The sequence below is a fragment of the Burkholderia sp. KL41 genome, from assembly GCF_057005415.2.
Map to the genome: position 1 here is coordinate 3,412,029 of NZ_CM174447.1, position 24,453 is coordinate 3,436,481.

The window sequence follows — 24,453 nt, forward strand, 5'->3', positions numbered from 1 at the left end:
ATCGAGCGCTGCCGCGCGTGCGCGGCGCAACGTGTGGCCCGCTACAGTGGCGGCATCGCACGACACTCGCGCTCCGCCGATGGATCTGATTCAACGCATGCAGGTTTTCGTCACGCTCGCCGACGCGGGAACCTTCACCGAAACCGGCAAGCGGCTCAACCTCACGACCGCGTATGTCAGCCGCGCGATCGCGTCGCTCGAAACGCATCTCGGCATCCGGCTGCTGAACCGCACGACGCGCTCGATGTGCCTGACCGAAGCCGGTGAACGCTATCTGGCCCGCGCACGCGACATCACGCTCGCAGTGGACGCGAGCGAACGCGAAGCGCGCGGCGCGCGGCTGCATCCATACGGACGACTGCGCGCGCACTGCAGCGCCAGCATCGCGAACCGTTTCGTGATTCCGCTGGTCGCGCGCTTCCAGGCGCGTTATCCGGAAGTCAGCGTCGACCTGACGCTTGCGCCGCACGTGCCCGACCTGATCCGCGACAGCTACGACGTTGCAATCGTCGCGATGCCGAACCTGCCGAGCTCCGATCAGGTCGCGATCGATGTCGGGCGAATCGGCAGCGTGCTGTGCGCCGCGCCCGCGTATGTCGCGCATCACGGAACGCCGGATACGCCGCGCGCGCTCGTGCGGCATCGCTGCCTGCAGCTGGTCGCGCCCGCCTACCCGGCGGGCGAATGGACACTGACGCGCGGTGCGGATGCGGAAACGGTCGCATTCGAGCCGGCGATGACGGCCGACGTCGCGGCATCGCTCGCGATCGCGGTGCGGGAAGGGGCGGGAATCGGCCTGCTGCCGGAATTCGTCGCGGCGGACGATCTGCGTTCAGGCGCGCTGGTGCGCGTGCTGCCCGATTACCGGGCGGAGGACGTGCGCGTGTTTCTGGTGTACCCGTCACGCCGGCACATCGACGCGAAGACGCGCGCGTGGGTGGATTTCATGAAGGTGGAACTGCGCGATGCGCTTGCCGGGCCACGCGGCGGCCACCGCGGCGGCGGCGACGCGACCGCGCCGGGCACCGCCGGCGCAGCCGCCACGACGCCGCTTACGCGACAGCCTTCACCGCCTGCTGCGCGCCAAAAAACGTCGCCTGCGCCGCTTCGTCCGCGCGCGCATACGCGCGGTTGACACCGCTGATCACCGCGCGGATCGACGCGGTCGTCAGGTTCGCGTCGATGCCGACACCGAACGCGCTGCCGCGCACGCCCGACCCGGCCAGTTCCGCGATCGCGATCGCCTTCGCATCGGCACCTTGCGACAGCGCGCGTTCCTCGTAGTGCTGGATGCGCAGCGGCGTACGCAGCGCGTGCATCAGCGCGTCGAGCGGGCCGTTGCCTTCACCGCGCAGCACGCGGCGCTCGCCGTGCACGTCCGCGGTCAGCACGATCGTCTCACGGCCGTCGCGCTCGCTCAGTTCATGACCGACATAACGCAGCGGCGCATCGCCCTCCACATATTCCTGCTGGAACAGCGACCAGATCTGCGCGCTCGTCACCTCGAGCCCGCTGTCGTCGGTCAGGCGCTGCACGGCCGCGCTGAAGTCGACCTGCAGGCGGCGCGGCAGCGCGACGCCATAGCTCTGCTCGAGCAGGTACGCGATACCGCCCTTGCCCGACTGGCTGTTCACGCGAATGATCGAGTCGTACGTGCGGCCGACATCGCTCGGATCGATCGGCAGGTACGGCATTTCCCATACGGCGTCGGGTTTCTGTACCGCGAAGCCCTTCTTGATCGCGTCCTGATGCGAGCCGGAGAACGCGGTGAACACGAGGTCGCCGACATACGGATGGCGCGGGTGGATCGGCAACTGCGTGCATTCCTCGGACGTGCGCGCGACTTCGTTGATCTGCGAGAAATCGAGGCCCGGATCGACGCCCTGCGAGTAGAGGTTCAGCGCGAGCGTGACGAGATCGACGTTACCGGTGCGCTCGCCGTTGCCGAACAGGCAGCCCTCGATCCGGTCCGCGCCGGCCATCACCGCGAGCTCGGCCGCCGCGACCGCGGTGCCGCGGTCGTTGTGCGGATGCACGGACACGATCAGCGCATCGCGGCGCGCGAGGTTGCGGTGCATCCATTCGATCTGGTCCGCGTAGAAGTTCGGCGTGCCGACTTCGACCGTGGCGGGCAAGTTCACGATCGCCTTGTGCTCCGGCGTCGGCTGCCAGACGTCGAACACGGCGTCGCAGACTTCCTTCGCGAAATCCAGCTCGGTCGCCGTGAAGGTTTCCGGGCTGTATTGCAGCGTGAAATGCGTGTCGGTCGCGGCGTCGGCGAAGCGCTTGATCGTGCGCGCCGCGTTCACCGCGAGTGCCTTCGCGCCGTCGCGGTCGAGGCCGAACACGATCTTGCGGAATTCCGGCGCGGTCGCGTTATACAGGTGAACGATCGCGCGCTTCGCGCCGCGCAGCGAGTCGAAGGTACGCTCGATCAGGTCGTCGCGGGCCTGCGTGAGCACCTCGATCGTCACGTCGTCGGGAATGTGGCCGCCTTCGATCAGTTCGCGCACGAAGTTGAAGTCGGTCTCCGACGCCGACGGAAACGCGACCTCGATCTCCTTGAAGCCGATCGCGACCAGCATCTTGAACATCCGCATCTTGCGCGCCGCGTCCATCGGCTCGAACAGCGACTGGTTGCCGTCGCGCAGGTCGGTGCTCATCCAGATCGGCGCTTGCGTGATCGTGCGCGTCGGCCACATGCGGTTCGGCAAGTTGACGGGCGTGAACGGTCGGTACTTCGTCGCGGGGTTCTTCAGCATCATGATGTTCGGTCCTCGGTCGGTTGGTCGGGAAACCGCGGCGCGATGGCCATCAGTCGTGGTGGCAGGCTGCGCGCACAGCGGTGAAAACGGTGGAAAGCGGCACAACGGCAAAGCGGTACGGCGAACGACGGCCTTGGCGGTTGAGCGACCGGGACGGAGCGGAACGATTCGGAAGAAAGACGAACTCAGGCGCCGGTCGACAACCGGGGCCAGGTCGGTGATGCGGGGGAAATCTGGCGCTTCAGGAAAGAAGCAGATGGAAAGCGCGCAGCCGCAGACCCAGCCCGGAGAAACGGGCTAGTAGTCGTAGCGAGAAGAGGGGCTGGGCGGCTTGCATGGCCGGAATCAAATCACAAGGTGACGGGGGCTGTCAACGGGCCGGGCGCAAATGGCGCCGAATTTGATCGCTCAGAATCAGTCCTGTCCGATAGGCATCGCGCAGCCCCGTCGATATGCTTCATGGGTGCGGCGCCGGTGGAGCCCTGTTCGCGTTCGGAGTGAGTGGGTCAATCCACTTCGCCGGTTGCCGCACCCCATTTCCGTTGCGATCGGGTTTCGGCGCGGGCGTTCGGTGGTGGCCGGTGGGCGCGGCCATGACCGAGATGCTGATGTTGAAACGAACGCTGCCATATGCGAACGCCGAACGTCCGCGCCCAAGCCCGCTTGCTGTCGCCTCCCCTGCCTCCCCTGCTCCGCCCGCGCAATCACGCATCGTTCAGAAAAGCGATATGCGCGCCGATATAGTTTCCCGAATATTTCAAAATAACGCCAATTAAACACGCTTCATTAAATCGATTAACCCTGGTTTTCGATTTACTGAACAATAGCCATTCCTCGGCGAATATTTTCTGATTTATTTTTCGGCATGCTCGATGCGTCGCATTTCAAACGGCAAACGTTTGTGCGACACGGCTTCAAGCCTTACCCATCATTCCTCAGGAGGAAAGCATGGCCGATTCTCAAACGTCTTCCAATCGCGCCGGCGAGTTTTCGATTCCGCCGAATACCGATTTCCGCGCGATTTTCTTCGCGAATGCCGCCGAGCAACAGCACATCAAGCTGTTCATCGGCGACAGCCAGGAACCCGCCGCGTATCACAAGCTGACGACGCGCGACGGCCCGCGTGAAGCGACGCTGAATTCCGGCAACGGCAAGATCCGCTTCGAAGTGTCGGTGAACGGCAAGCCGTCAGCCACCGACGCGCGCCTCGCGCCGATCAACGGCAAGAAATCGGACGGCTCGCCGTACACGGTCAACTTCGGGATCGTCGTGTCGGAAGACGGCCACGACAGCGACTACAACGACGGCATCGTCGTGCTCCAGTGGCCGATCGGCTGACCTGACGCACGGCCGACGACCGACCACCGCCGGCCGCCTCCGGGCCGGCCGGCGGTCGGGCACCGCATTCAGCGGCGCCTCGCGCCGCACTCCACGAAAACCCGCCCAACCAACGGAGACATCCATGCCCCTCCTTTCGGCTTCGATCATCAGTGCACCCGTGGCGACCTCGGAGACCTACGTCGACATCCCGGGCCTGTACATCGACATCGCCAAGGCTGAGATTCGAAACGGGAAACTGCAGGTCATCCTCAACGTGCCGACGCCGTACGCGACCGGCAACAACTTCCCCGGCATCTATTTCGCGATCGCGACCGACAAGGGTGTCGTCGCGGACGGCTGCTTCACCTATTCGTCGAAGGTGCCCGAAAGCACCGGGCGCATGCCGTTCACGCTCGTCGCGACGATCGACGTCGGCACCGGCGTCACGTTCGTGAAGGGCCAGTGGAAAAGCGTGCGCGGCAGCGCAATGCATATCGACTCGTACGCGAGCCTGTCCGCGATCGGGGAAACGGCTGCATCGTCGTCGTCCGCCGGCGGCGGCAACGAAACCGGTGCGGAGGGCGGCAGCGGTGCCGGCAGCATCGGCGGCGGCGAGCGCGACGGCACGTTCAACCTGCCGCCGAACATCAAGTTCGGCGTCACCGCGCTCACCAACGCGGCGAACGACCAGACGATCGACATCTACGTCGACGACAACCCGAAACCGGCCGCCACGTTCAAGGGTGCCGGCGCGCAGGACCAGAATCTCGGCACCAAGGTGCTCGATTCCGGCAAGGGACGCGTGCGCGTGATCGTGATGGCGAACGGCAAGCCGTCGCGGCTGGGCTCGCGGCAGGTCGATATCTTCAGGAAGTCGTATTTCGGGATCGTCGGCTCGGAAGACGGCGCCGACGACGACTACAACGACGGCATCGTGTTCCTGAACTGGCCGCTGGGCTGAGTAGCACCGCCCTGCCTGCCGTCGCCACGCCGCCCGGCGTGGCGATCCGTTCCAGTGCGTCAGCCGGCGCACTCCCCGCCCGCGCCGCAAGAACGATCAAATGCCCCCGGCGCCGATACCATATAGTCCGACCGACACCCTCATTGGCACGCCATGAACCCGGTAGGAAAAGCACTCTGGTTGATCGAAACCAAACTCGACACGGAACTGACGCTCGACAGGATCTCCGCCGGTTGCGACATGTCGCGCTTCGGCTTCTCGCGCCTGTTCTCGATGAATACCGGCTGGCCGGTGATGCGCTACGTGCGGTCGCGGCGGCTCACGCGCGCGGCACGTGCACTCGCGCAAGGCGCGCCGGACATCCTGCACGTGGCGCTCGATGCCGGCTATGGCTCCCATGAGGCGTTCACGCGCGCCTTCCGCGATCTCTTCGGCGTCACGCCCGAGGACGTGCGGGCACGGCGCACTCTCGACGGATTGTCTCTTGTGGAGCCGCTGCGCATGAAAGAACTGAAGATCATCGACGTGAGGCCGTCGCGCTTCGAAACCGCAGGCAAGCAGTTGATCGCGGGCATGAGCGACCGCTATACGTTTGACACCAATGAAGGGATTCCGGCGCTCTGGCAAGCGTTCATCCCATACATCGGTACCCTTCCCGGCCAGGTCGGCGACGTGACGTACGGCGTGTGCTGCAACCCCGATGCGGACGGCAGCTTCGAATACATCGCGGGCGTGGAAGTCACGAGCCGCGACCGGCTGCCCGCACCGTTTCGCTGGGTCGAACTGGCGCCACAGCGGTACGCGGTGTTCGAACACGCCGGGCATATCTCGACGTTGCACCAGACCTTCTACAGCATCTGGAACGGCTGGCTGCCGACGTCGGGATTCAAGGCGGTGGACGCACCCGAGTTCGAGCGCTACAGCGGCGACTACGATCCGGTGACGGGCGCCGGCGTGCTGGAGATCTGGTTGCCGGTCGAACCTGTGGCGTCAACGTGAACGAACGTGACAGCCAATCGGACCTCGCTGATTCTGCGGCCAACGTGTTCGACCAAGATGTGCCCACACGATGAACCGGACGGGTTGCCGTTTCTCGAGGTGCGCGATTCACAGCCAGGATCGTGGCCGCGTATGCGGTCTCCCGACGAAGTTTATTTTCGAAATCAGCGCCTGACATGTGCAACTCGTCGTTGGGTGTTTCCTGGCGCTTTCCTGACGAAGGAATGCAGGACGACGAGTTCATCCCCCACCCGGATGCAATGGAACACACGCCCGATGCCTTCACGGCCTCGCGGGCGCAATTCAAGCAATCCTTCCCCCATCGCGCGAATACGGCATCCGCAGATTCGCACCGTGTTCTTCCATCGTCTCGACGCGCTACGTGCACGTGACCCTCCGCATGTATTGCGACTCCTGCGACAAAGCGACATGCCCGCTGCCGGCCACGCGCCCCGATCAGGTACCTCTCGTCAGGCCAGGTGAACCGGGTATCCGGCTTCCGTTTGTCAATTCGTCTTCTACACGCTTCCTTCAGACTCCAAGGCGACGTCTTTGCGATTCGTCAGTTAACCAAACGATCTAATTCCCACATTGCAAGTCCGCGGGGTCAGCCATCGCGCGACGGGGAAAGCGTCGTCATCGCAACTGGCTGCAGCCAGGCGGCAGACGCGAGCTGCGTGCGCGCATCGAGCGCCACCTGGTTGAACGCCACGCGCCGCTCGCCCGTCAGCTTCGCCGCGTCGCCTGCCTGTACGAGCGCGACCGGGTCGACGAGACGGTCATGCCTGCGCACCTCGAAATGCAGATGCGGCCCCGTGGCCGTCCCGGTGCTGCCGACCGCGCCGACACGCTCGCCGCGCGCGACCCGCATGCCGGTTCGCAGCGTCGGCTCGAACGCCGACAGGTGCGCGTAGTACGACGCATAGCCGCCGTCATGGCGAATCACCACGTACTTGCCATAGCCGCGCGGCTCGGTGCCGATGAACGTCACGACCCCACGTTCCGACGCATGAACCGCGCGCCCGGCCGGTGCCGCGAGATCGACGCCGGAATGCACATGACGCACGCCGGTCACCGGATGCACGCGCGCCCCGAAATGCGAGCTGATCCGCGTTGCGTTGACCGGCATCGCAAACCGCGAACCGGCGAGCGGCACGCCGTCGAAGTCGTAATAGCCACCCGACGCGCCGTCCGCGGGCGCAAACCACACGCCCGCGACGTACTGGCCGCGGAAGCGGAGCTCGAGTGCCGTCACGCGCGTGCCGCCCGGCTGCATCGCGCTGTCGTCGGGTTCGTATGCGACGCGGAAGGTGTCGCCGAGTGCGCCGCGCTGTTTCAGGTCGACGCGCCCGGCGAGCATGCGGATGACCTGCGCGGCAACGCCGGCCGGCAGATCGGCGCGCGCCAGCGACGCCCGCAGGTTGCCGACGATCGCGCCGCTACGCGCGCCGCGCTCGGCCTCTTCGAACACGAACGGTTCGGCAGCAGCGAGATCGACGGGACGCCGTTCGTGCGCGGCCCGTTCACCCATCGCGGGCAACGCCGATGCAAGACCGTAATCGAACCTCGACGCGTACGCGCGCTCGACCGCACCGCGCGCCGCATCGCACAGCACGCGGTAGGCCACACATGCACCGAAGCGCGCAACGGCGCCATCGCGTTCATGCGCGCTCGGCACGGTCAACGCAGGCGCCGCATAGGCCACGTCGAGCGGCGCTGCCGACGATGCGTGCAAGCCGCCCCACGTCGTTCGAGCGGCATTGAAAAAGGGCACGTCGACAAGGTCGGCCGTCACGGACGGGAACGGCGCGGTGTCGTTGGACACATGCGCCGGCGCGCCCGGTGCACCCGCCACACAGGCGGCCGCGACGACACCGCGCAGCAGCGCGCGGCGCATCGGGAAACCGCAAGCGCCGCGGAGCGCGGGTAGACCTTGTTCGCGTGCGAGACGGAAACGCAGGTCTAACCGCATGACGTCGTCACTCGCTGTCTGTCAATGAAAAATCGGGAAAGAACCGGGTATCGCGGAGGAACGATCGTCGCGACCCGGCGACGTGAAGACGAGTGTATCGGCGCGATCGAAACAGCTGAATAGGACAAGTCTTATTTACAGGAAAAGCCGTTTCGTACTAAATCGAAATCGCGATGTCGCGCGCCGGCGGCACGGCTGTGCGGCATTCGACCCCACCCATGCGGGCGAACCATCGTGCCGCAGGGACAGTCGAACGCTGCCGGCGCGTGAATGCGAGCGTGCCCGACCACGGCACGCTCGCGTCGCATCGCGCACTGCTCCCCCAACCCGGAATCCCCTCATGTTTCTCGACCAACTACATCCGGAACGCTGGACGTTCCTGTGGAACGCGTTGTCCACCCTCTCCCTCAAGCTGTCCGCCGGCCTGGCGTTGCTCGTCGTCGGCTGGTGGCTGTCGAAACGCATCGGCAACTGGCTGAACCGTCTGCTCTCGAACAAGGAGCGCGTCGACGACACGCTGCGGCCGATCCTCTGCGACGTCGCCGTGTGGGGCATCCGCATCGTCGCGATCGTCGGCGCGCTGTCGCAGCTCGGCATCGAAACCGCGAGCATCGTCGCGGTGCTCGGCGCCGCAGGCCTCGCGATCGGGCTCGCGCTGCAGGGCACGATGCAGAACATCGCGGCCGGCATCATGCTCCTGCTGCTGCGGCCGTTCAAGGTCGGCGACTATATCGACGGCGGCACGGGTGTCGCGGGCACCGTCGACGAGGTCGGGCTCTTCATGACGCGGCTGACGAAACCGGACGGCATCTGCGAATACGTGCCGAACAGCGCGCTGTGGGGCAGCTCGATTCGCAACTACACGCGCAATCCGACACGCCGCCTCGATCTCGAAGTGGAAGTATCGGTACACGACGACATCGACCGTGCGCTCGATGCGCTGCGCAAGCTGGCGCTCGCCGATCCCGACGTGCTCCGCGAGCCGGAACCGGACGTGATGGTGATGCGCTTCGACGACAGCACGGCGGTCGCGAACATGCGCGTGTGGACGCACACCGACAAGTTCTGGGCGATGCGCTGGCGCCTCGCGCGCCAGGTGCGCAAGACGCTTGCCGATGCGGATTGCGTGCTGCCGATCCGCGCACGCGAGCTGCACATCGTGCACGACGCGGAGCGCCGCGCCGACAGCACGCGAGTGCGCGCGCTGTAAGCGGCGGGGGCCGCGAAGCCTGTCCCGCTTCGCGGCCCCCGCGACATCAGGCGCGACATCAACGCAACATCACCGCCGCGTCACATCTTCACGATATCGAGCAGCGCCTTCTTGCCGCTCTTGTACGTGAACACCGAGATCGCGCCGTGCTTCAGGTCGCCCTGCGGCGTGAAGCTCGTTTCGCCGATCACGCCGCGATAGTCGGTGGCCGGCATCGCGGCCAGCACCTTCGCCGGATCGGTGGAGTTCGCGCGTTTCATCGCGTCGACGATGATGTGGACGGCGTCATACGAGAACGGCGCATACACCTGCATCGGCTGGTGGTAACGCGCTTCGTAGCGTTTCGCGAACGCCGCGCCGCCCGGCATCTTCTCGAGCGCGATGCCGGCTTCGGAGCACACGACGTTGTCGGAGGCCGGGCCCGCGAGCTTCGGCAGGTCGGTCGAGCACACGCCGTCGCCGGCGAGGATCTTCGCCCGCATGCCGAGCTGGCGTGCCTGCTTCGCGAGCGGGCCGCCCGTCGCATCCATTCCGCCGTACATGATCGCGTCCGGGTTCGCGCCCTTGATCTTCGTGAGGATCGCGCGGAAGTCGATCGCCTTGTCGTTGGTCGCGTCGCGCGACACGACCTTCATGCCGGCCGCCTTCGCGGCCTTCTCGAACTCGGTCGCGAGACCCTGCCCGTACGCGGTCGAATCGTCGACCACGGCCACCGTCCTGATGCCCATGTTCTTCGCCGCATACATCGCGAGCGCGGGCCCCTGCTGCGCGTCGGTCGCGACGACGCGATAGGTCGTCTTGAAGCCCTGCTGCGTGTACATCGGATTGGTCGCGGCCTGCGAGATCTGCACGACGCCGCCGTCGCGATAGACGCGCGACGCCGGAATCGACGTGCCCGAGTTGTGATGGCCGACGACCCCGATCACCTTGTCGTCGACGAGCCGCTGCGCGACCTGCGTCGCGGTGCGCGGATCGCCCGCGTCGTCCTGCGCGTCGAGCTGCAGCGTGACCTTCTTGCCGCCGATCACGAGCCCCTTCGCATTGATTTCCTCGACCGCGAGGCGCGCGCCGTTCTCGCTGTCCTTGCCGAGATGCGCGATCGCGCCGGTCAGCGGCGCGACGTGGCCGATGCGTACGATCTCGTCCGCGTGCGCGGCCCCTGCGGACAGCGCGCACGTCAGTGCGGCCGCGCTGGCGAGTACCGTCTTGTGATGTCGATTCATGGTTGTCTCCGTCCTTGTCGCGCTTCGTTCGTGTTCAGATCCGTCGTTCGTCGAAGTCATCCCGCACGCTCACACGCGCCCTTCGAATCCCAGCAGTACGTTCACCGCATTGATGCCGATCTCGTCGACCATGTAGCCGCCTTCCATCACGAACAGCGTCGGCAGGTTCAGGCGCGCGAGCGCCGCGCCGATGCGCAGGTAGTCGGGCGAGCGCAGCCGGAAATGGCTGATCGGGTCGTGCTCGAAGGTATCGACGCCGAGCGAGACGACGAGCGCGTCGGGCGCATGCGCGGCGATCGCGGTTGCCGCCTGGTCGAGCGCCGCCGAATAGGTATCCCACAGCGTGCCCTTCGGCAGCGGCAGGTTCAGGTTGAAGCCTTCGCCCGCGCCGATGCCGCGCTCCTCCGCGTAGCCGGAGAAGTACGGGTACGACACCGGCGCCTCGCCGTGGATCGATGCGAACAGCACGTCCGCACGGTCGTAGAAGATGTCCTGCGTGCCGTTGCCGTGGTGGAAATCGACGTCGAGCACCGCGACGCGCGCGGCGCCCTGCGCGATGCAGTGCTGCGCGGCGATCGCCGCGTTGTTCAGGTAGCAATAACCGCCCATGTACTCGCGGCCCGCGTGATGGCCGGGCGGGCGGCACAGCGCGAACGCCGCGCGCGCCGCGCCGCTCGACAGCAGGTCGGCGCCGGTGAGCGCCGAGTTCGCGCTCGCGCTCACGGCATCCCACGTGCCGGCGTTGATCGGCGCGCCGGCGTCCATCGCGTAGAAGCCGAGCTTGCCGTCGATGAACGCGGGCGGCGTCGCGGCGGCCGGCATCGCGCGCACCGGCCACACGAGCGGCAGCGCCTGGCAGGTGCGGCCCGTCGCGGTCCACTCGTCCCACGCGCCGGCGAGGAAATCGACGTAGCGCGCGCTGTGCGCGGCCGCGTAGTGCGCACGGTCGAACGGTTTCGGCGCGATGACGTCGCCAAGTCCTGCGGCACGCACCTGCGCGAGCACCGTCTCGGCGCGAAGGGGGTTTTCGAACGAATCGGTGATCGCGCCGTCCTTCAGTTCGACGCCGCGATGCAATTGGTGATCGCTGCTGTAGACCGTGAGCATGGTTGACTGTTGCGGTAAGGGTGGCAACAGTTTATTGACCGCAGGCGGCAATAACTTTGCTTTCGACGCGCGCCTTTCGTACAATTTTGAGAAAACCGCCTACGGAATCCCGGAAATGAGCAAAATTCGCGCTTCGGTCGAACTGGATGGCGTGGACCGCGCCATGCTGCGCCTGCTGCAGGACGACGGCGCGCTGTCGAACGCGACGCTCGGCGAGAAGCTGTCGCTGAGCGTCACGCCCTGCTGGCGCCGCCGCAAGCGGCTCGAGGACGAAGGCGTCATCACCGGCTACCAGGCGAATCTCGACCGGCGCGCGCTCGGCATGAACGTGTTCGCGTTCGTGCAGGTGACGTTCAACATGCATTCCGACGAGGATTCCGATCACTTCGAGGAGGTGATGCGACGGCACGACGAAGTGACGTCGTGCCACAAGATCACCGGCGCGGCCGACTACCTCCTGCAGGTCGTCGCGGCCGATCTCGATGCGTACGCCGAATTCGTCGAGCGCGTGCTGCGCAAGCAGGCCGGGGTTTCGTCGATCCAGTCGAGCCTCGCGTTGCGCGAAGTGAAGTTTTCGTCGCGCGTGCCGGTGCCGGGCGCCTGAACGACGCGGCGAACGCAGGGGCCGTCAGCCGATTCTCCGAATACTCATCCCATGGAGCACCACCTATGACGCGTTTCGTCCCTTCCCTGTCGCTGGCCGCCACGCTGGCCTGCGCGTTCGCACTGAGCGCCTGTGCCGCACCATCCACGCCGCCGGCCCAATCGTCGGCGCCGCCCGCACCACCGATGGTCGGCAGCGATCGCGACGCGCACGGCTGCATCGGCTCGGCCGGCTATTCGTGGTGCGAAACGACCCAACGATGCGAGCGCCCGTGGGAACTCGCGAAGCAGAAGGGCTTCGCGAATTCGGCGCAAGCGTACGACCAGTTCTGCCGGAACGGTGCTGCCAAGTAAAGTGACGTGACGTCGCGCGATCGTGTCGCGGCACGCTGCCGCGACACGACGAGACACAAGCAAGACGCGCCCGAAAACCCCTCGCGATCCCGCGCAGTTATCCACACGTTTCCCGGTTCCGCCGACCATCATTCCGGAAACCCGGACACGCAAAAAACCCCACGAAAACAACGGTATTTTTCGTTTGTGACACAGCAAACGAGTTCGGTTACATTACGCGCCCCTTGCCACCCCGCCCCCCGCAAAACGCGTCGCGCGCGGCCTCTTTCCACGCAACCCGAAGCGCCTTCCGCCTAGGCTTGCCGCAAGGGCCCGGGCGCGTCGTGCGCCACTGTGACGCAGGCGCTTGCCTGCCCGCGGGAAGCCGATCCGAAGGTGTCCTTCCCGACGGTTTCGCGTGCGCAAATGCAACGCGGTGCGGCGTCAATCCGGAATTCCGGATTCGCGATCCGGATCTCCGGATCCGCGTTTCACCGCGGTCGACACGCACGCCGGGCGGCTTGGCAAACCGATGCATCCAAGTTGAAAAAGGGATCTGCTGTGATCAAAACGTTACGGGTAATACTGTCGGCGCTCGCGCTGTGCGTCGCCGCGTCGTCCGCGCACGCCGCCGATACGAAGAAGGTCGACGTCCTGCTGGTGGGCGGCGGCATCATGAGCTCGACGCTCGGCGTCTGGCTGCACGAGCTCCAACCTGACTGGTCGATGACGATGGTCGAGCGCCTCGACGGCGTCGCACTGGAAAGCTCGAACGGCTGGAACAACGCCGGCACCGGCCACTCGGCGCTCGCCGAACTCAACTACACGCCGGAGAAGGCGGACGGCAAGGTCGACATCTCGAAGGCCATCGAGATCAACGAGTCGTTCCAGATCTCGCGCCAGTTCTGGGCGTGGCAGGTCAAGCAGGGCGTGCTGAAGAACCCGCACTCGTTCATCAACTCGACGCCGCACATGAGCTTCGTGTGGGGCGACGACAACGTCCGCTTCCTGAAGAAGCGCTACGAGGCGCTGCAGGCCAGCCCGCTGTTCCGCGGGATGCAGTATTCGGAAGACTACGACCAGATCAAGCAGTGGGTGCCGCTGATGATGGAAGGCCGCGACCGCAACCAGAAGGTCGCGGCGACGTGGACGCCGATCGGCACCGACGTGAACTTCGGCGAGATCACGCGCCAGTTCGTCGGCTACCTGAAGACGCAGCCGAACTTCACGCTGTCGCTGTCGAGCGAAGTGCGCGAGATCACGCGCAATGCCGACGGCACGTGGCACGTGACGTGGGTCAAGCTGCACTCGGATGAACCGGCGCAGTCGGTCGACGCGAAGTTCGTGTTCATCGGCGCGGGCGGCGGTGCGCTGCACCTGCTGCAGGCGTCGGGCATCCCCGAGGCGAAGGACTACGGCGCATTCCCGGTCGGCGGCTCGTTCCTCGTGACGGACAACCCCGAGGTCGTGAAGCAGCATCTCGCGAAGGCGTACGGCAAGGCGTCGGTCGGCTCGCCGCCGATGTCGGTGCCGCACCTCGACACGCGGATCATCGACGGCAAGAAGATCATCCTGTTCGGGCCGTTCGCGACGTTCTCGACCAAGTTCCTGAAAAACGGTTCGTACTTCGACCTGCTCAAGAGCACCAACACGCACAACGTCGCGCCGATGATGCGCGTGGGCGTCGACGAATTCCCGCTGGTCCAGTACCTCGCCGGCCAGCTGATGCTGTCCGACGACGACCGTTTCAACGCGCTGAAGGAATACTTCCCGAACGCGAAGAAGGAAGACTGGCGCCTGTGGCAGGCCGGCCAGCGCGTGCAGATCATCAAGCGCGACCCGGTGAAGGGTGGCGTGCTGAAGCTCGGCACCGAGATCGTCAGCTCGCAGGACGGCAGCATCGCGGGCCTGCTCGGCGCGTCGCCGGGCGCGTCGACGGCCGCGCCGATCATGCTGAACCTGATGAAGAAGGTGTTCAAGGACAAGGTCGCGACGCCCGAGTGGCAGCAGAAGCTCCGCCAGATCGTGCCGAGCTACGGCACGAAGCTGAACGACAGCCCGGCGAAGGTCGTCGAGGAATGGACCTACACGAGCGACGTGCTGCAACTGGCGCCGCCGCCGAAGATCGACATGGCGACGCCGTCGCAGGCAACGGGCACGGCCCCGGCACGCCCCGCGAAGGCGTCGGCCGACATGGCGCTGTAACGCGTCCGGCCCCGATTCGCCGCACCGCACGGCCACCCTCCGGGGTGGCCGTTTTGCATGGCGGATGCGGATGCCGTGGCGTGCTTCGTCCTGCGGAGGCTCCGCCGGCTGCCATGCCGCCCGCCGCGCCGCGCCGCTGCCGATCGTCCGCTGCCGGACGTCAGCTACCGGCCTTCCGCTATCAGCCGAACCGCAGCCGGTGCCCCGGCCGCTCGTCCGCTACGGGCCGCGCGCGGGCGGCCGCCCCCAGCCGCCCGTCCGCATCCGCTAGAATGCGGGCACGCGCGACGCCGTCGCCACCGATCCACCATCCGCATCGACGCGGTCCACGCGACCGCCGGTGCGGCCCGCGCCCGAGCCGCGCGAGCGCCGCACCTCGTTGCCGCGCCCGCCGGGCGCGCCATCAACCGAATTCAGCTGGAGAAAAATCCGTGTTTACCTGCCGAAACCAGAGCTGCGGCACGCAGTGGGAACAGTCCGACGTCGTCATCAAGGACGAAGGCCAGGGGCTGCTGTTCCGCTGCCCGCTGTGCGGCGCCCGCAACTACCTCGAGCGCTTCGAGGACGATGAAGGCAACGTCGCCTACGAACAGATGGAAGGCAAGCCTTACCTCGGAGACCTCGAATGACCCAGCCGACCGCCACGCCCTTCAGCGCGCTGCCGCTGACGCCGGCCACGCTCGCCAACCTCGCCCAGCTCGGTTATGTCGACATGACGCCGATCCAGGCCGCGAGCCTGCCGATCGCGCTGGCCGGCCAGGACCTGATCGCGCAGGCGAAGACGGGCAGCGGCAAGACCGCCGCGTTCTCGCTCGCGCTGCTGGCCCGCCTCGACGCGCGCCGCTTCGACGTGCAGGCGATGATCCTGTGCCCGACGCGCGAACTCGCCGACCAGGTCGCGCAGGAAGTGCGCCGCCTCGCGCGCGCCGAGGAGAACGTGAAGGTGCTGACGCTCTGCGGCGGCACGCCGATGCGCCCGCAGGCGCAGAGCCTCGAGCACGGTGCGCACATCGTCGTCGGCACGCCGGGCCGCATCATGGATCACCTCGATCGCGGCAACCTGAAGCTCGACGCGCTGAACACGCTGGTCCTCGACGAAGCCGACCGGATGCTCGACATGGGCTTCTTCGACGACATCGCGAAGGTCGCGCGGATGTGCCCGACCACGCGCCAGACGCTGCTGTTCTCCGCGACCTATCCGGACGGCATCGTCAAGCTGAGCCAGCAGTTCCTGCGCAATCCGAAGGAAGTGAAGCTCGAGGAGCGTCACGACAACAGCAAGATCCGCCAGCGTTTCTACGAAGTGACGGAGAACGAGCGCCTGCATGCGGTCGGCCAGTTGCTGAACCATTACCGGCCGGTGAGCACGATCGCGTTCTGCAACACGAAGCAGCAGTGCCGCGACCTGCTCGACGTGCTGCACGCGCAGGGCTTCCACGCGCTCGCGCTGCACGGCGAGCTCGACCAGCGCGAACGCGACCAGGTGCTGATCCAGTTCGCGAACCGCAGCTGCTCGGTGCTGGTGGCAACCGACGTCGCCGCGCGCGGGCTCGACATCGCGCAGCTCGAAGCCGTGATCAACGTCGACGTGACGCCCGATCCCGAAGTGCACGTGCACCGCATCGGCCGGACGGGCCGCGCGGATCAGGACGGTTGGGCGCTGAGCCTCGCGAGCATGGACGAGATGGGCCGCGTCGGTGCGATCGAGCAGGCACAGAAGCGTGACGTCGAATGGCATCCGCTCGCGGAACTGAAGCCGGCCGACGACGGCGTGCTGACGCCGCCGATGGAAACGCTGCAGATCCTCGGCGGACGCAAGGACAAGATCCGCCCGGGCGACGTGCTCGGCGCGCTGACGGGCGACGCCGGGTTCGACGGCAAGCAGATCGGCAAGATCAACGTGACCGAGTTCTCGACCTATGTCGCGATCGAGCGCGGCGTCGCACACGACGCGCTGCGCAAGCTCAATGCGGGGAAGATCAAGGGCAAGCGGGTCAAGGTCCGCTTGATGGACGAGGAGTAAGCCCCGCGCGCGCCGCTACCCCTGCGCGGCGCGCTCGCCCAGCATCGTCAGGTACTGCTGTACCGCCCCCCATTCCGCGCCGAGCCGGCTGAGCGCGACGAGCTCCGACCGCGGTGTATCGCCGGCAAGCTTCCGGTACACGACGTTCGGCGCCGCGATCCGGCTGAGCGGCGCCGGCACGATCGACACGCCCAGGCCGGCCCCCGTCAGCGCCAGCACCGACAGCGTGCTGCTCACCTGGTGCGCGATGCGCGGCTCGCGCCCGAGCACCTGGCGCAGGATCGCCAGTTGCCATTCGTCGTCGCCGTCGGCCGCATACAGGATGAACGGTTCGTCCGCGAGCGCGGCAACGCTCACCGAGCGCCGCTTCGCGAACGGATGCCGATCGCTCATCACGACTTCCCACGCCCAGCTGCCGACCGTCCGCACGGCCAGTTTCGCGTCGAAGGCCACGCCGAACGCCGGGCAATAGCCGATGTCGAGCCGGCCCGCGAGAATCGCATCCTGCTGCGCGGCCGGCGCCATTTCGTGCAGGTCGAGCACCACGCCCGGCCAGGTCGCATGAAACTCGGTCAGATCGTGGGACAGCCGCCCCGTCGCGACCGCATTCCCGACGAAACCGATCCGCACGATGCCCGTCTCGCCGCGCGCCGCGCGCTGGACCAGCGTCTTCGCGCGCTCGGCCTGCTCGAGCGTGCGCTGCGCCTCGATCACCAGCAGCCGGCCGGCATCCGTCAGCGCGACCTTGCGCGTGCTGCGCTCGAACAGCGGCGTGCCCAGTTCCTCCTCGAGCGCGCGGATCTGCTGGCTCAACGCGGGCTGCACGATATGCAGCCGCTCCGCCGCGCGACCGAAATGCCCTTCCTCGGCAACCGCGAGAAAGTAGCGCAAATGACGAAGATCCATGGGGCCGATTAATCACTCAAAACGATCAATATCGAAATTTAATCTATTGGATTGAAAAATCAAGCGCGCGCATCCTGACGGTCAGGCGCTGCACCGCAGCGCACCTTCACAGGAGCCGCATCATGTCCGACCGCAACCGCATCGATGTTCACCAGCATGTCGTCCCGCCGTTCTGGGCCGACGCCCTGCCCGCCCATGGCGGCGACCCGTCCGGCTGGGGCAGCCCGACGTGGAGCCCGGAAAGCGCCCTCGCATTCATGGATTCGCTGGAGATCCGGACCGGCGTGCTGTCGTTGACCGCGCCGGGCGTACAGGGCTGGAACGGCCAGGCGAAGTGCGACATGGCACGCCAGGTGAACGAGTACGTCGCCGGCCTCGTCGCGAAATGGCCGACCCGCTTCGGAAACTTCGCGACGCTGCCGCTGCCCGACGTCGACGGCACGCTCGCCGAAATCGACCACGCTTTCGACACGCTGAAGGCCGACGGCGTCGTGCTGCTCAGCAACTACGGCGGCACCTATCTCGGCGATGCGGCATTCGAACCCGTGTGGGCCGCGCTCGACCGTCGCCACGCGGTGGTGTTCATCCACCCGGCCAAGCCCGCGATCGACGTGCTGCCCGGCATGCCCGGCCCGCTGCTCGACTACCCGTTCGACACGACGCGCATCGCGCTGCAGCTCGTCCTCAACGGCGTGATCACGCGCTACCCGAACGTGCGCATCATCCTGTCGCATGCCGGCGGCTTCCTGCCGTACACCGCGTACCGCTTCGCCGAACTCGCGCCGGGCGTGCGCAACGACGTGCCGGATCGCGACGGGCTGCTCGACCTGCTGCGCTCGTTCTACTTCGATACCGCGCTGTCGTCGCCGTCAGCGCTGCCGAGCCTCACCGCGTTCGCACAACCCGATCGCGTGCTGTACGGCAGCGACTTCCCGTACGCGCCGCCGTCGGTCAGCACGTCGTTCACCCATGCGCAGGATGCGTATGCGGCGCTGAGCGCCGACCGGCATGCCGCGCTCAACCGTGCGAACGCGCTGCCGCTGTTCCCGCGTCTCGCCGCGCTCGCGCAATAACGCGCAATAACGCGCGATGAAGCGGCGCGTGACGCGCGGCGATGGCGGCGTCACGCGCGCAACCGGTGGCCGGCCCACGCCGTCAGGTCAGAACGGAATGACGGCCTTCGCCCACACGGCCTCGCCGGCCGGCCGGTTGCGGACGAAAAACTCCTTCACGATGCGCGCTTCCACGCTGATCTTGCTGAACTGATAGCGAACCCCCGGCCCGATCGCGAACGCCTGCCCGCGAAACCCGTCGCCCGCGACCGGCTGGCCGTTCTGCATGTCGTCGGTGGTCTGCTTGACGAAGTAGCCCGACAGCCCGACCCGCACCTTCGGTGTCACTGCATAGCTCGCCGAATAGTCGACGTGAAACAGGTTCCCCGAGTGGTAATGCGTGTCGTTGTTCGGCGAGTTGAAGCTGTACGTGATCTTCGCGGATACCTCGACCTTGTCGTTCGGCAGCCACGACACGCCGAATACCGGCCGCGCGGTGTAATAGTTCTTGCCCGTGTTCAGCGCGGATTGCGCGTCGTACTGCCCGGTCGGGAACACGAACTCGACCGCCGCGACGGTGCGCAACGCGCCCGAGCCCCATGCGATCAGCGCGGGGCTGACGATCAGGTCGCCGAGGTTGGTGCGGTCGAACGACGCGCCGCCCGCGTCGAGCGCAAGATGCTGCATCGGCAGTACCGCATACGCGCCGTAGCGCCCGCCGAGCACCGACAGGTTCGACATCCAGACCACGCGCGGAATCAGCACGTCCGCATCGAGCTTGAAGCCCGGCACCGAGCCGTTGCCATGCGAATCGTTGAAGCGCGATGCATGGTAGTGCGTGTAGTACAGCAGCGCGTACAGCCCGACCGGCGGCAACGCGCCGGCGAAGAACGCTTCCGCGCCCTCGCCGATCGTGTCGCCGCCGCCCTCCGTCGCGCGTGCGCCGGTGCTCAGTGCCATGCCCGCGCAAGCCGCGAGCGAGATCAGTCCGAATGCAGCCTTTCGTTTCATCGATGTCTCCAATCTTCGTTCTACTGATTTGATTTATTGTGATCGTCCTGCGCTGCCTGCCCTGCCGATGCGTTACTCGTTGAAGTGGTCAATCACGAGCCGGTTGAAGCGCGCCGCATGCTCGATCTGCGTCCAGTGCCCGCAGCGGCCGAACACGTGCAGCTGCGCGTTCGGCAGCCATTCCATCAGCTTCAGCGAACTCTCGAGCGGAATCACGCGGTCCTCGCGGCCGTGCACGATCAGCGTGTCATGCGTCAGCGCACGCAACCGCGTCTCGTCGCTCGCGAGCGCATCGACCCAGCGCTGGCGCGGCGCGGGAAACATGTTCGCGAACGCTTCCTGGTAGCCGGGCCGCACGCTCGCGTCGTAGCGCAGCTTCGCGAGCTCGTCGTTCACGAGCGTGCGATCGAACGCGAAGATATCCAGCAGCGCGCGCATGTTCGCGATCGACGGCGTGTAACCCCACACTGCGTCGAGCCCTTCGGTCAGCGTGAAGCGCGTGCCGGCGGCGCCCATCAGCACGAGCTTGCCGACCCGCTCCGGCGCGCGGATCGCGAGTGCCAGCGCGAGCGCGCCGCCGAACGAATTGCCGACCACGTGCGCGCGCTCGACGTCGAGCGCATCGAGCAAGCCCAACGCGTGATCGACCCAGTGCGCCATCGAATAACGGTATCCGGCCGGACGTTCGGTTTCGCCGAAGCCGGCCATGTCCGGCGCGATCACGCGGAACTGCCGCGCAAGCGCCGGCATCGTGAGCCGCCAGTTCGCATAGGCCGTGACACCGGGCCCCGAGCCGTGGATCAGAAGCACGGGCGGGCCGTCGCCGACGTCGTGATAATTCGTGTCGATGCCGCCGGCGACGATCCGGCGGCCGATTTCAGGATTGGATGACATGACGCTCCCCCAGTCGATTCATGTAGGCGCGGCGCATCAGCGCCCGCGCTGCTTCGCGCTCTGCCCGCCGATCCCGAAATGCGCCTTCGGCATCTCGGTGATGATCACGCGCACCGATTCGACCGGTGCGTCGAGCGAGCGATGGATGGCTTCGGTGACCTCGGCGATCAGGCGTTCCTTCTTGTCGTCGCTGCGGCCTTCCAGGATGTACAGATGAGCAACCGGCACGATCGGCCTCCCCGTCAGATGAAACGCAGGCCGACCGACCCGATGTCCTGCACGCGCAGCGTCACGCTGTCGCCGGCCGCGACGGCCACCGCCTCGGTGATGCCGCCCGACAGGATCAGGCTGCCCGCCGGAATCGATTCGCCGCGCGCGCCGAGATGGTTCGCGAGCATCGCGATCGCGGCGGCCGGATGCCCGAGCACGGCCGCGCCCGCACCGAACGCGACCGGCAGCCCGTTCTTCTCGAGCACGACGCCGAGCGTGCGCAGATCGACGCCGTCCACCGGCAACGGGCGCCCACCCGCCACGAAGCGCGCGGCCGACGTGTTGTCGGCCACCACGCTCTTCAGGTCGAACTTGAAGTCGCGGTAACGGCTGTCGATCACCTCGATGCCGGCGATGACGAAATCCGTCGCGGCGAGCACCGCACCGATGTGGCAACCGGGGCCTTTCAGCTCGGCCTTCGTCACGAACGCGATCTCGGGCTCCACCTTCGGGTGAATCAGCGCGGACGTGTCGCACTCGCCGCCGTCGGGCAGGTCGTAGAGATCGGTGAGGAAGCCGAACACGGGCGTATCGACGCCCATCTGGCGCATCTTCGCGTGCGAGGTCAGGCCGGCCTTGTAGCCGACGATCCGTGCGCCGCGCGCGAGCTGCCGGCGTCGGATCGCGTCCTGGACCGCGTATGCGTCGTCCCAGTCCATCTCCGGATGCCGGTCGGTGATCTTCGGCGTGTCGCGCGCTTCGCGCATGCAGTCGTCGAGATGCGCGGCGAGCGATTCGACGGTCTCGTTGGTCAGGTTCATGCAGCCTCCCGCTTCGCTTGCGCCGCGCGTGCCTTCGCGAGCGTCAATGCCGTGTCTTCGATCATGTCTTCCTGGCCGCCGACCATCCCGCGCCTGCCCAGCTCGACGAGGATGTCGCGCGCCGGGACCCCGTACTTGTCGCCCGCGCGCTTCGCGAACAGCAGGAACGACCCGTACACGCCCGCATAACCGAGCGTCAGTGCGTCGCGATCGACGCGGATCGGGAAATCCATCATCGGCACGACGAGGTCCTCGGCCACGTCCTGGATCTTCCACACGTCGACGCCGGTCTCGATGCCCATCCGCTCGCACACGGCGACGAACACCTCGAGCGGCGTGTTGCCCGCGCCGGCGCCGAGGCCGGCCGCCGCGCCGTCGATCCGGTTAGCGCCGGCCTCGATCGCCGCGATCGAGTTCGCGACGCCCATCGCGAGGTTGTGGTGGCCGTGAAAGCCGAGTTCGGTATCCGGCTGCAGCGCGTCGCGCACCGCGGCGAGGCGCGCCTTCACGTCGTCGGGCAGCATGTAGCCGGCCGAATCGGTGATGTAGATGCAGTTCGCGCCGTACGACTCCATCAGCTTCGCCTGCTTCACGAGCCCTTCCGGGCTGTTCATGTGGCTCATCATCAGGAAGCCGACGGTATCCATGCCGAGCTTGCGCGCCATCGCGATGTGCTGTTCGGACACATCGGCCTCGGTGCAGTGCGTCGCGACGCGGATCGTCTGCACGCCGAGCGCATGCGCCTCCTTCAGGTGATCGACGGTGCCGATGCCCGGCAGCAGCAGCGCCGACACCTTCGCGCGCTTCAGCAGCGGGATCACCGCGCCGAGGTATTCGGCATCGGTGTGCGCGGGGAAGCCGTAATTGACCGACGAGCCGCCGAGCCCGTCGCCGTGCGTGACTTCGATCAGCGGCACGCCGGCCGCATCGAGCCCGGTCGCGACCGCGCGCATCTGGTCGAGCGTCATCCGGTGACGCTTCGGGTGCATGCCGTCACGCAGCGTCATGTCGTGGACGGTGATTCGCTTGCCTTTGAGATTCATTGCCGTTTCCTTGTTCGTCCGGTCATGGGAGAAGCGCGCGTCAGGCTGCCTGTGCAACCGGCTGGAGCGCGAGGCGGCCGGCCAGCAGTTCCTCGGCGAACATCTCGGCGGTGCGCGCGGCGGCGGCCGTCATGATGTCGAGGTTGCCCGCGTATTTCGGCAGGTAATCGCCGAGGCCTTCGACCTCGAGGTAGATCGACACGCGGTTGCCGTCGAACACCGGCCCGTTGACGATCCGGTAGCCCGGCACGTAGCGCTGCACGTCGGCGATCATCGCGTGCACCGATTCGACGATGCGCGCTTCGTCCGGCGCGCTTTCCGTCAGGCAATGCACGGTGTCGCGCATGATCAGCGGCGGATCGGCCGGGTTGATCACGATGATCGCCTTGCCGGCCTGCGCGCCGCCGACCTGCGCGACCGCCGCCGCCGTCGTGCGCGTGAATTCGTCGATGTTCTTGCGCGTGCCGGGGCCGACCGAGCGCGACGACACGGTCGCGACGATCTCGCCGTATGCGACCGGCTGCACGCGGGACACCGCGCGCACCATCGGGATCGTCGCCTGGCCGCCGCAGGTGACCATGTTGACGTTCATCTCGCCGGAGCCGATGTGATCCTTCAGGTTCACGGGCGGCACGCAGTACGGGCCGATCGCGGCCGGCGTCAGGTCGATCATCAGCACGCCGAGCGCGTTGAGCTTGCGGCTGTTCTCCGCGTGGACGTACGCGCTCGTCGCATCGAACGCGATCTGCACGCCGTCGGCCTGCACGTGCGGCAGCAGGCCGTCGACGCCTTCCGCGGTCGTCTTCAGCCCGAGTTCGCGCGCCCGCTTCAGGCCGTCTGAATCGGGATCGATGCCGACCATCCAGACGGGTTCGAGCACGGGGCTGCGCATGAGTTTGGCGAGCAGGTCGGTGCCGATGTTGCCGGGGCCGATCAGCGCGCAACGGATCTTTCGGGTCATGGGGATGTCCTCGTTTGCGATTGAATGGAAACGGCGCCGCTCACGCGAACCGCACCGAACACGCGCCGATCCCGCCGATCGACACGCGGAAGTTGTCGCCGGGCCCGGCCGGCGCCATCGCGGCAAGCGCGCCGGACAGGATCACCTCGCCGGCCTTCAGCGGAATGCCGAGGCGGCCGAGCGTATTGGCGAGCCACGCGACGGCGTTCACCGGCGAGCCGAGCGCGGCCGCGCCGGCGCCGGTGCCGATCACGTCGCCGTTCTTCTCGAGCACCATCCCGCAGGTCGAGAGATCGACGCGGCGCGTGCTCACCGCCTGGTCGCCGAGCACGAACACGCCGCACGACGCGTTGTCGGCCACCGTGTCGCCGATGCGGATCTTCCAGTCGCGAATGCGCGAATCGACGATCTCGAAGCACGGCATCACGCATTCGGTCGCGGCCAGCACCATCGCGTTCGTCACGCCGGGGCCGAGCAGGTCGCGCTTCAGCACGAACGCGATCTCGCCCTCGGCCTTCGGCTGAATCAGCGTGTCGAGTGCGATGCATTCGCCCTCGCCGACCACCATGCCCGACAGCAGGTAGCCGAAATCGGGCTGGTACACGCCGAGCATGTCCATCACGGCTTTCGACGTGACGCCGATCTTCTTGCCGACGACGGTCTCGCCGGCGTCCAGGCGGCGCTGCACGAAGCGCTGCTGGATCCGGTACGCGTCGTCGATCGACAGGTCCTCGTGCTGCGACGTCAGCGGCGCGACGGGCATGCGCGACGTCATCGCGTCGTACAGCCGGTCGCCCAGCGTGGTAATCAATGTGGAGTCCATAAGCGTTTTCC

The 24,453-nt window shown here is 66.8% G+C and carries 24 protein-coding genes; 11 read left to right on the forward strand and 13 right to left on the reverse strand.

The window, feature by feature from the left end; translation table 11 throughout:
• Positions 1–79: 79 nt before the first annotated feature.
• On the forward strand, positions 80–1,135 hold the full coding sequence (locus PQB87_RS32730) for a LysR family transcriptional regulator (protein ID WP_489243330.1): 1,056 nt from the start codon (positions 80–82) through the stop codon (positions 1,133–1,135).
• Here PQB87_RS32730 and leuA read toward each other — a convergent pair.
• The gene (gene leuA, locus PQB87_RS32735; RefSeq protein ID WP_489244324.1) at positions 1,053–2,762 is read right to left on the reverse strand and encodes a 2-isopropylmalate synthase; all 1,710 of its coding nucleotides are present in this window, start codon (positions 2,760–2,762) and stop codon (positions 1,053–1,055) included. The two genes, PQB87_RS32730 and leuA, sit on opposite strands and share 83 nt — an antisense overlap.
• A gap of 951 nt (positions 2,763–3,713) precedes the next feature.
• Between leuA and PQB87_RS32740 the strand changes: the two genes are divergently transcribed.
• The 3 genes from PQB87_RS32740 (at position 3,714) to PQB87_RS32750 (ending at position 6,045) form a co-directional block, all read left to right on the forward strand.
• Positions 3,714–4,103 carry a fucose-binding lectin II gene (locus tag PQB87_RS32740; RefSeq protein ID WP_021160613.1) on the forward strand — a complete coding sequence of 130 codons (390 nt, stop codon included), beginning with the start codon at positions 3,714–3,716 and terminating at the stop codon, positions 4,101–4,103.
• A 124-nt stretch (positions 4,104–4,227) separates the two neighbouring features.
• Positions 4,228–5,046: a fucose-binding lectin II gene (locus tag PQB87_RS32745; protein ID WP_489243331.1), complete on the forward strand. Its 819-nt coding sequence runs from the start codon at positions 4,228–4,230 to the stop codon at positions 5,044–5,046.
• Positions 5,047–5,199: 153 nt separating this feature from the next.
• A complete protein-coding gene (locus PQB87_RS32750) occupies positions 5,200–6,045 on the forward strand; it encodes an AraC family transcriptional regulator (protein ID WP_489243332.1) in 846 nt (281 codons plus the stop codon).
• A gap of 164 nt (positions 6,046–6,209) precedes the next feature.
• Here PQB87_RS32750 and PQB87_RS32755 read toward each other — a convergent pair whose 3' ends face one another.
• Positions 6,210–6,476, reverse strand: a complete 267-nt coding sequence (locus PQB87_RS32755; protein ID WP_489243333.1) for a type II toxin-antitoxin system RelE/ParE family toxin — start codon at positions 6,474–6,476, stop codon at positions 6,210–6,212.
• A gap of 176 nt (positions 6,477–6,652) precedes the next feature.
• Positions 6,653–8,017: a M23 family metallopeptidase gene (locus PQB87_RS32760; protein WP_489243334.1), complete on the reverse strand. Its 1,365-nt coding sequence runs from the start codon at positions 8,015–8,017 to the stop codon at positions 6,653–6,655.
• Positions 8,018–8,357: 340 nt separating this feature from the next.
• Here PQB87_RS32760 and PQB87_RS32765 point away from each other — a divergent pair, with 340 nt between their 5' ends.
• Positions 8,358–9,227, forward strand: a complete 870-nt coding sequence (locus tag PQB87_RS32765; protein WP_021160618.1) for a mechanosensitive ion channel family protein — start codon at positions 8,358–8,360, stop codon at positions 9,225–9,227.
• Positions 9,228–9,307: 80 nt separating this feature from the next.
• On the opposite strand, the gene PQB87_RS32770 is transcribed toward PQB87_RS32765, so the two are convergent.
• Positions 9,308–10,450 (reverse strand): branched-chain amino acid ABC transporter substrate-binding protein, encoded by a 1,143-nt coding sequence (locus PQB87_RS32770; protein ID WP_489243335.1) that lies wholly within the window; start codon positions 10,448–10,450, stop codon positions 9,308–9,310.
• Between the two features lie 69 nt (positions 10,451–10,519).
• Positions 10,520–11,557, reverse strand: coding sequence for a histone deacetylase family protein (locus tag PQB87_RS32775; protein WP_489243336.1), 1,038 nt, complete (start codon positions 11,555–11,557; stop codon positions 10,520–10,522).
• Between the two features lie 115 nt (positions 11,558–11,672).
• On the opposite strand from PQB87_RS32775, the gene PQB87_RS32780 reads away from it, so the two are divergent.
• From PQB87_RS32780 to dbpA, 5 genes are all read left to right on the forward strand, one after another.
• The gene (locus tag PQB87_RS32780; protein ID WP_489243337.1) at positions 11,673–12,161 is read left to right on the forward strand and encodes an Lrp/AsnC family transcriptional regulator; all 489 of its coding nucleotides are present in this window, start codon (positions 11,673–11,675) and stop codon (positions 12,159–12,161) included.
• A gap of 65 nt (positions 12,162–12,226) precedes the next feature.
• Positions 12,227–12,514, forward strand: coding sequence for a hypothetical protein (locus tag PQB87_RS32785; protein ID WP_175830964.1), 288 nt, complete (start codon positions 12,227–12,229; stop codon positions 12,512–12,514).
• Between the two features lie 522 nt (positions 12,515–13,036).
• Entirely contained in the window at positions 13,037–14,698 is a 1,662-nt protein-coding gene (gene mqo / locus PQB87_RS32790; protein ID WP_175830962.1) for a malate dehydrogenase (quinone), read from the forward strand.
• Positions 14,699–15,129: 431 nt separating this feature from the next.
• Positions 15,130–15,327 carry a hypothetical protein gene (locus PQB87_RS32795; RefSeq protein ID WP_021157994.1) on the forward strand — a complete coding sequence of 66 codons (198 nt, stop codon included), beginning with the start codon at positions 15,130–15,132 and terminating at the stop codon, positions 15,325–15,327.
• On the forward strand, positions 15,324–16,721 hold the full coding sequence (dbpA, locus tag PQB87_RS32800) for an ATP-dependent RNA helicase DbpA (RefSeq protein WP_059620235.1): 1,398 nt from the start codon (positions 15,324–15,326) through the stop codon (positions 16,719–16,721). Before PQB87_RS32795 ends, dbpA begins: the two co-directional genes overlap by 4 nt.
• Before the next feature lie 15 nt (positions 16,722–16,736).
• Here the strand turns inward: dbpA and PQB87_RS32805 are convergent, their stop codons facing one another.
• Positions 16,737–17,627 (reverse strand): LysR substrate-binding domain-containing protein, encoded by an 891-nt coding sequence (locus PQB87_RS32805; protein WP_111938562.1) that lies wholly within the window; start codon positions 17,625–17,627, stop codon positions 16,737–16,739.
• 122 nt (positions 17,628–17,749) lie between these two features.
• Here PQB87_RS32805 and hndA point away from each other — a divergent pair, with 122 nt between their 5' ends.
• Positions 17,750–18,700: a 2-hydroxy-1-naphthoic acid nonoxidative decarboxylase gene (gene hndA, locus PQB87_RS32810; protein ID WP_111938563.1), complete on the forward strand. Its 951-nt coding sequence runs from the start codon at positions 17,750–17,752 to the stop codon at positions 18,698–18,700.
• An 87-nt stretch (positions 18,701–18,787) separates the two neighbouring features.
• On the opposite strand, the gene PQB87_RS32815 is transcribed toward hndA, so the two are convergent.
• The 7 genes from PQB87_RS32815 to dmpE form a co-directional block, all read right to left on the reverse strand.
• Complete coding sequence (locus tag PQB87_RS32815; RefSeq protein WP_111938564.1) at positions 18,788–19,690, reverse strand: SphA family protein; 903 nt, start codon at positions 19,688–19,690, stop codon at positions 18,788–18,790.
• A gap of 72 nt (positions 19,691–19,762) precedes the next feature.
• A complete protein-coding gene (locus tag PQB87_RS32820; protein ID WP_111938565.1) occupies positions 19,763–20,584 on the reverse strand; it encodes an alpha/beta fold hydrolase in 822 nt (273 codons plus the stop codon).
• A 36-nt stretch (positions 20,585–20,620) separates the two neighbouring features.
• A complete protein-coding gene (gene thmT / locus PQB87_RS32825) occupies positions 20,621–20,812 on the reverse strand; it encodes a 2-hydroxymuconate tautomerase (protein ID WP_059684940.1) in 192 nt (63 codons plus the stop codon).
• A 14-nt stretch (positions 20,813–20,826) separates the two neighbouring features.
• On the reverse strand, positions 20,827–21,615 hold the full coding sequence (gene dmpH / locus PQB87_RS32830) for a 2-oxo-3-hexenedioate decarboxylase (protein ID WP_060068268.1): 789 nt from the start codon (positions 21,613–21,615) through the stop codon (positions 20,827–20,829).
• Positions 21,612–22,658, reverse strand: coding sequence for a 4-hydroxy-2-oxovalerate aldolase (dmpG, locus tag PQB87_RS32835; RefSeq protein WP_111938566.1), 1,047 nt, complete (start codon positions 22,656–22,658; stop codon positions 21,612–21,614). Before dmpG ends, dmpH begins: the two co-directional genes overlap by 4 nt.
• A 40-nt stretch (positions 22,659–22,698) precedes the next feature.
• A complete protein-coding gene (locus PQB87_RS32840; protein WP_059684935.1) occupies positions 22,699–23,619 on the reverse strand; it encodes an acetaldehyde dehydrogenase (acetylating) in 921 nt (306 codons plus the stop codon).
• A gap of 40 nt (positions 23,620–23,659) precedes the next feature.
• Positions 23,660–24,442 (reverse strand): 2-oxopent-4-enoate hydratase, encoded by a 783-nt coding sequence (gene dmpE, locus PQB87_RS32845; protein ID WP_059684934.1) that lies wholly within the window; start codon positions 24,440–24,442, stop codon positions 23,660–23,662.
• Positions 24,443–24,453 lie beyond the last annotated feature (11 nt).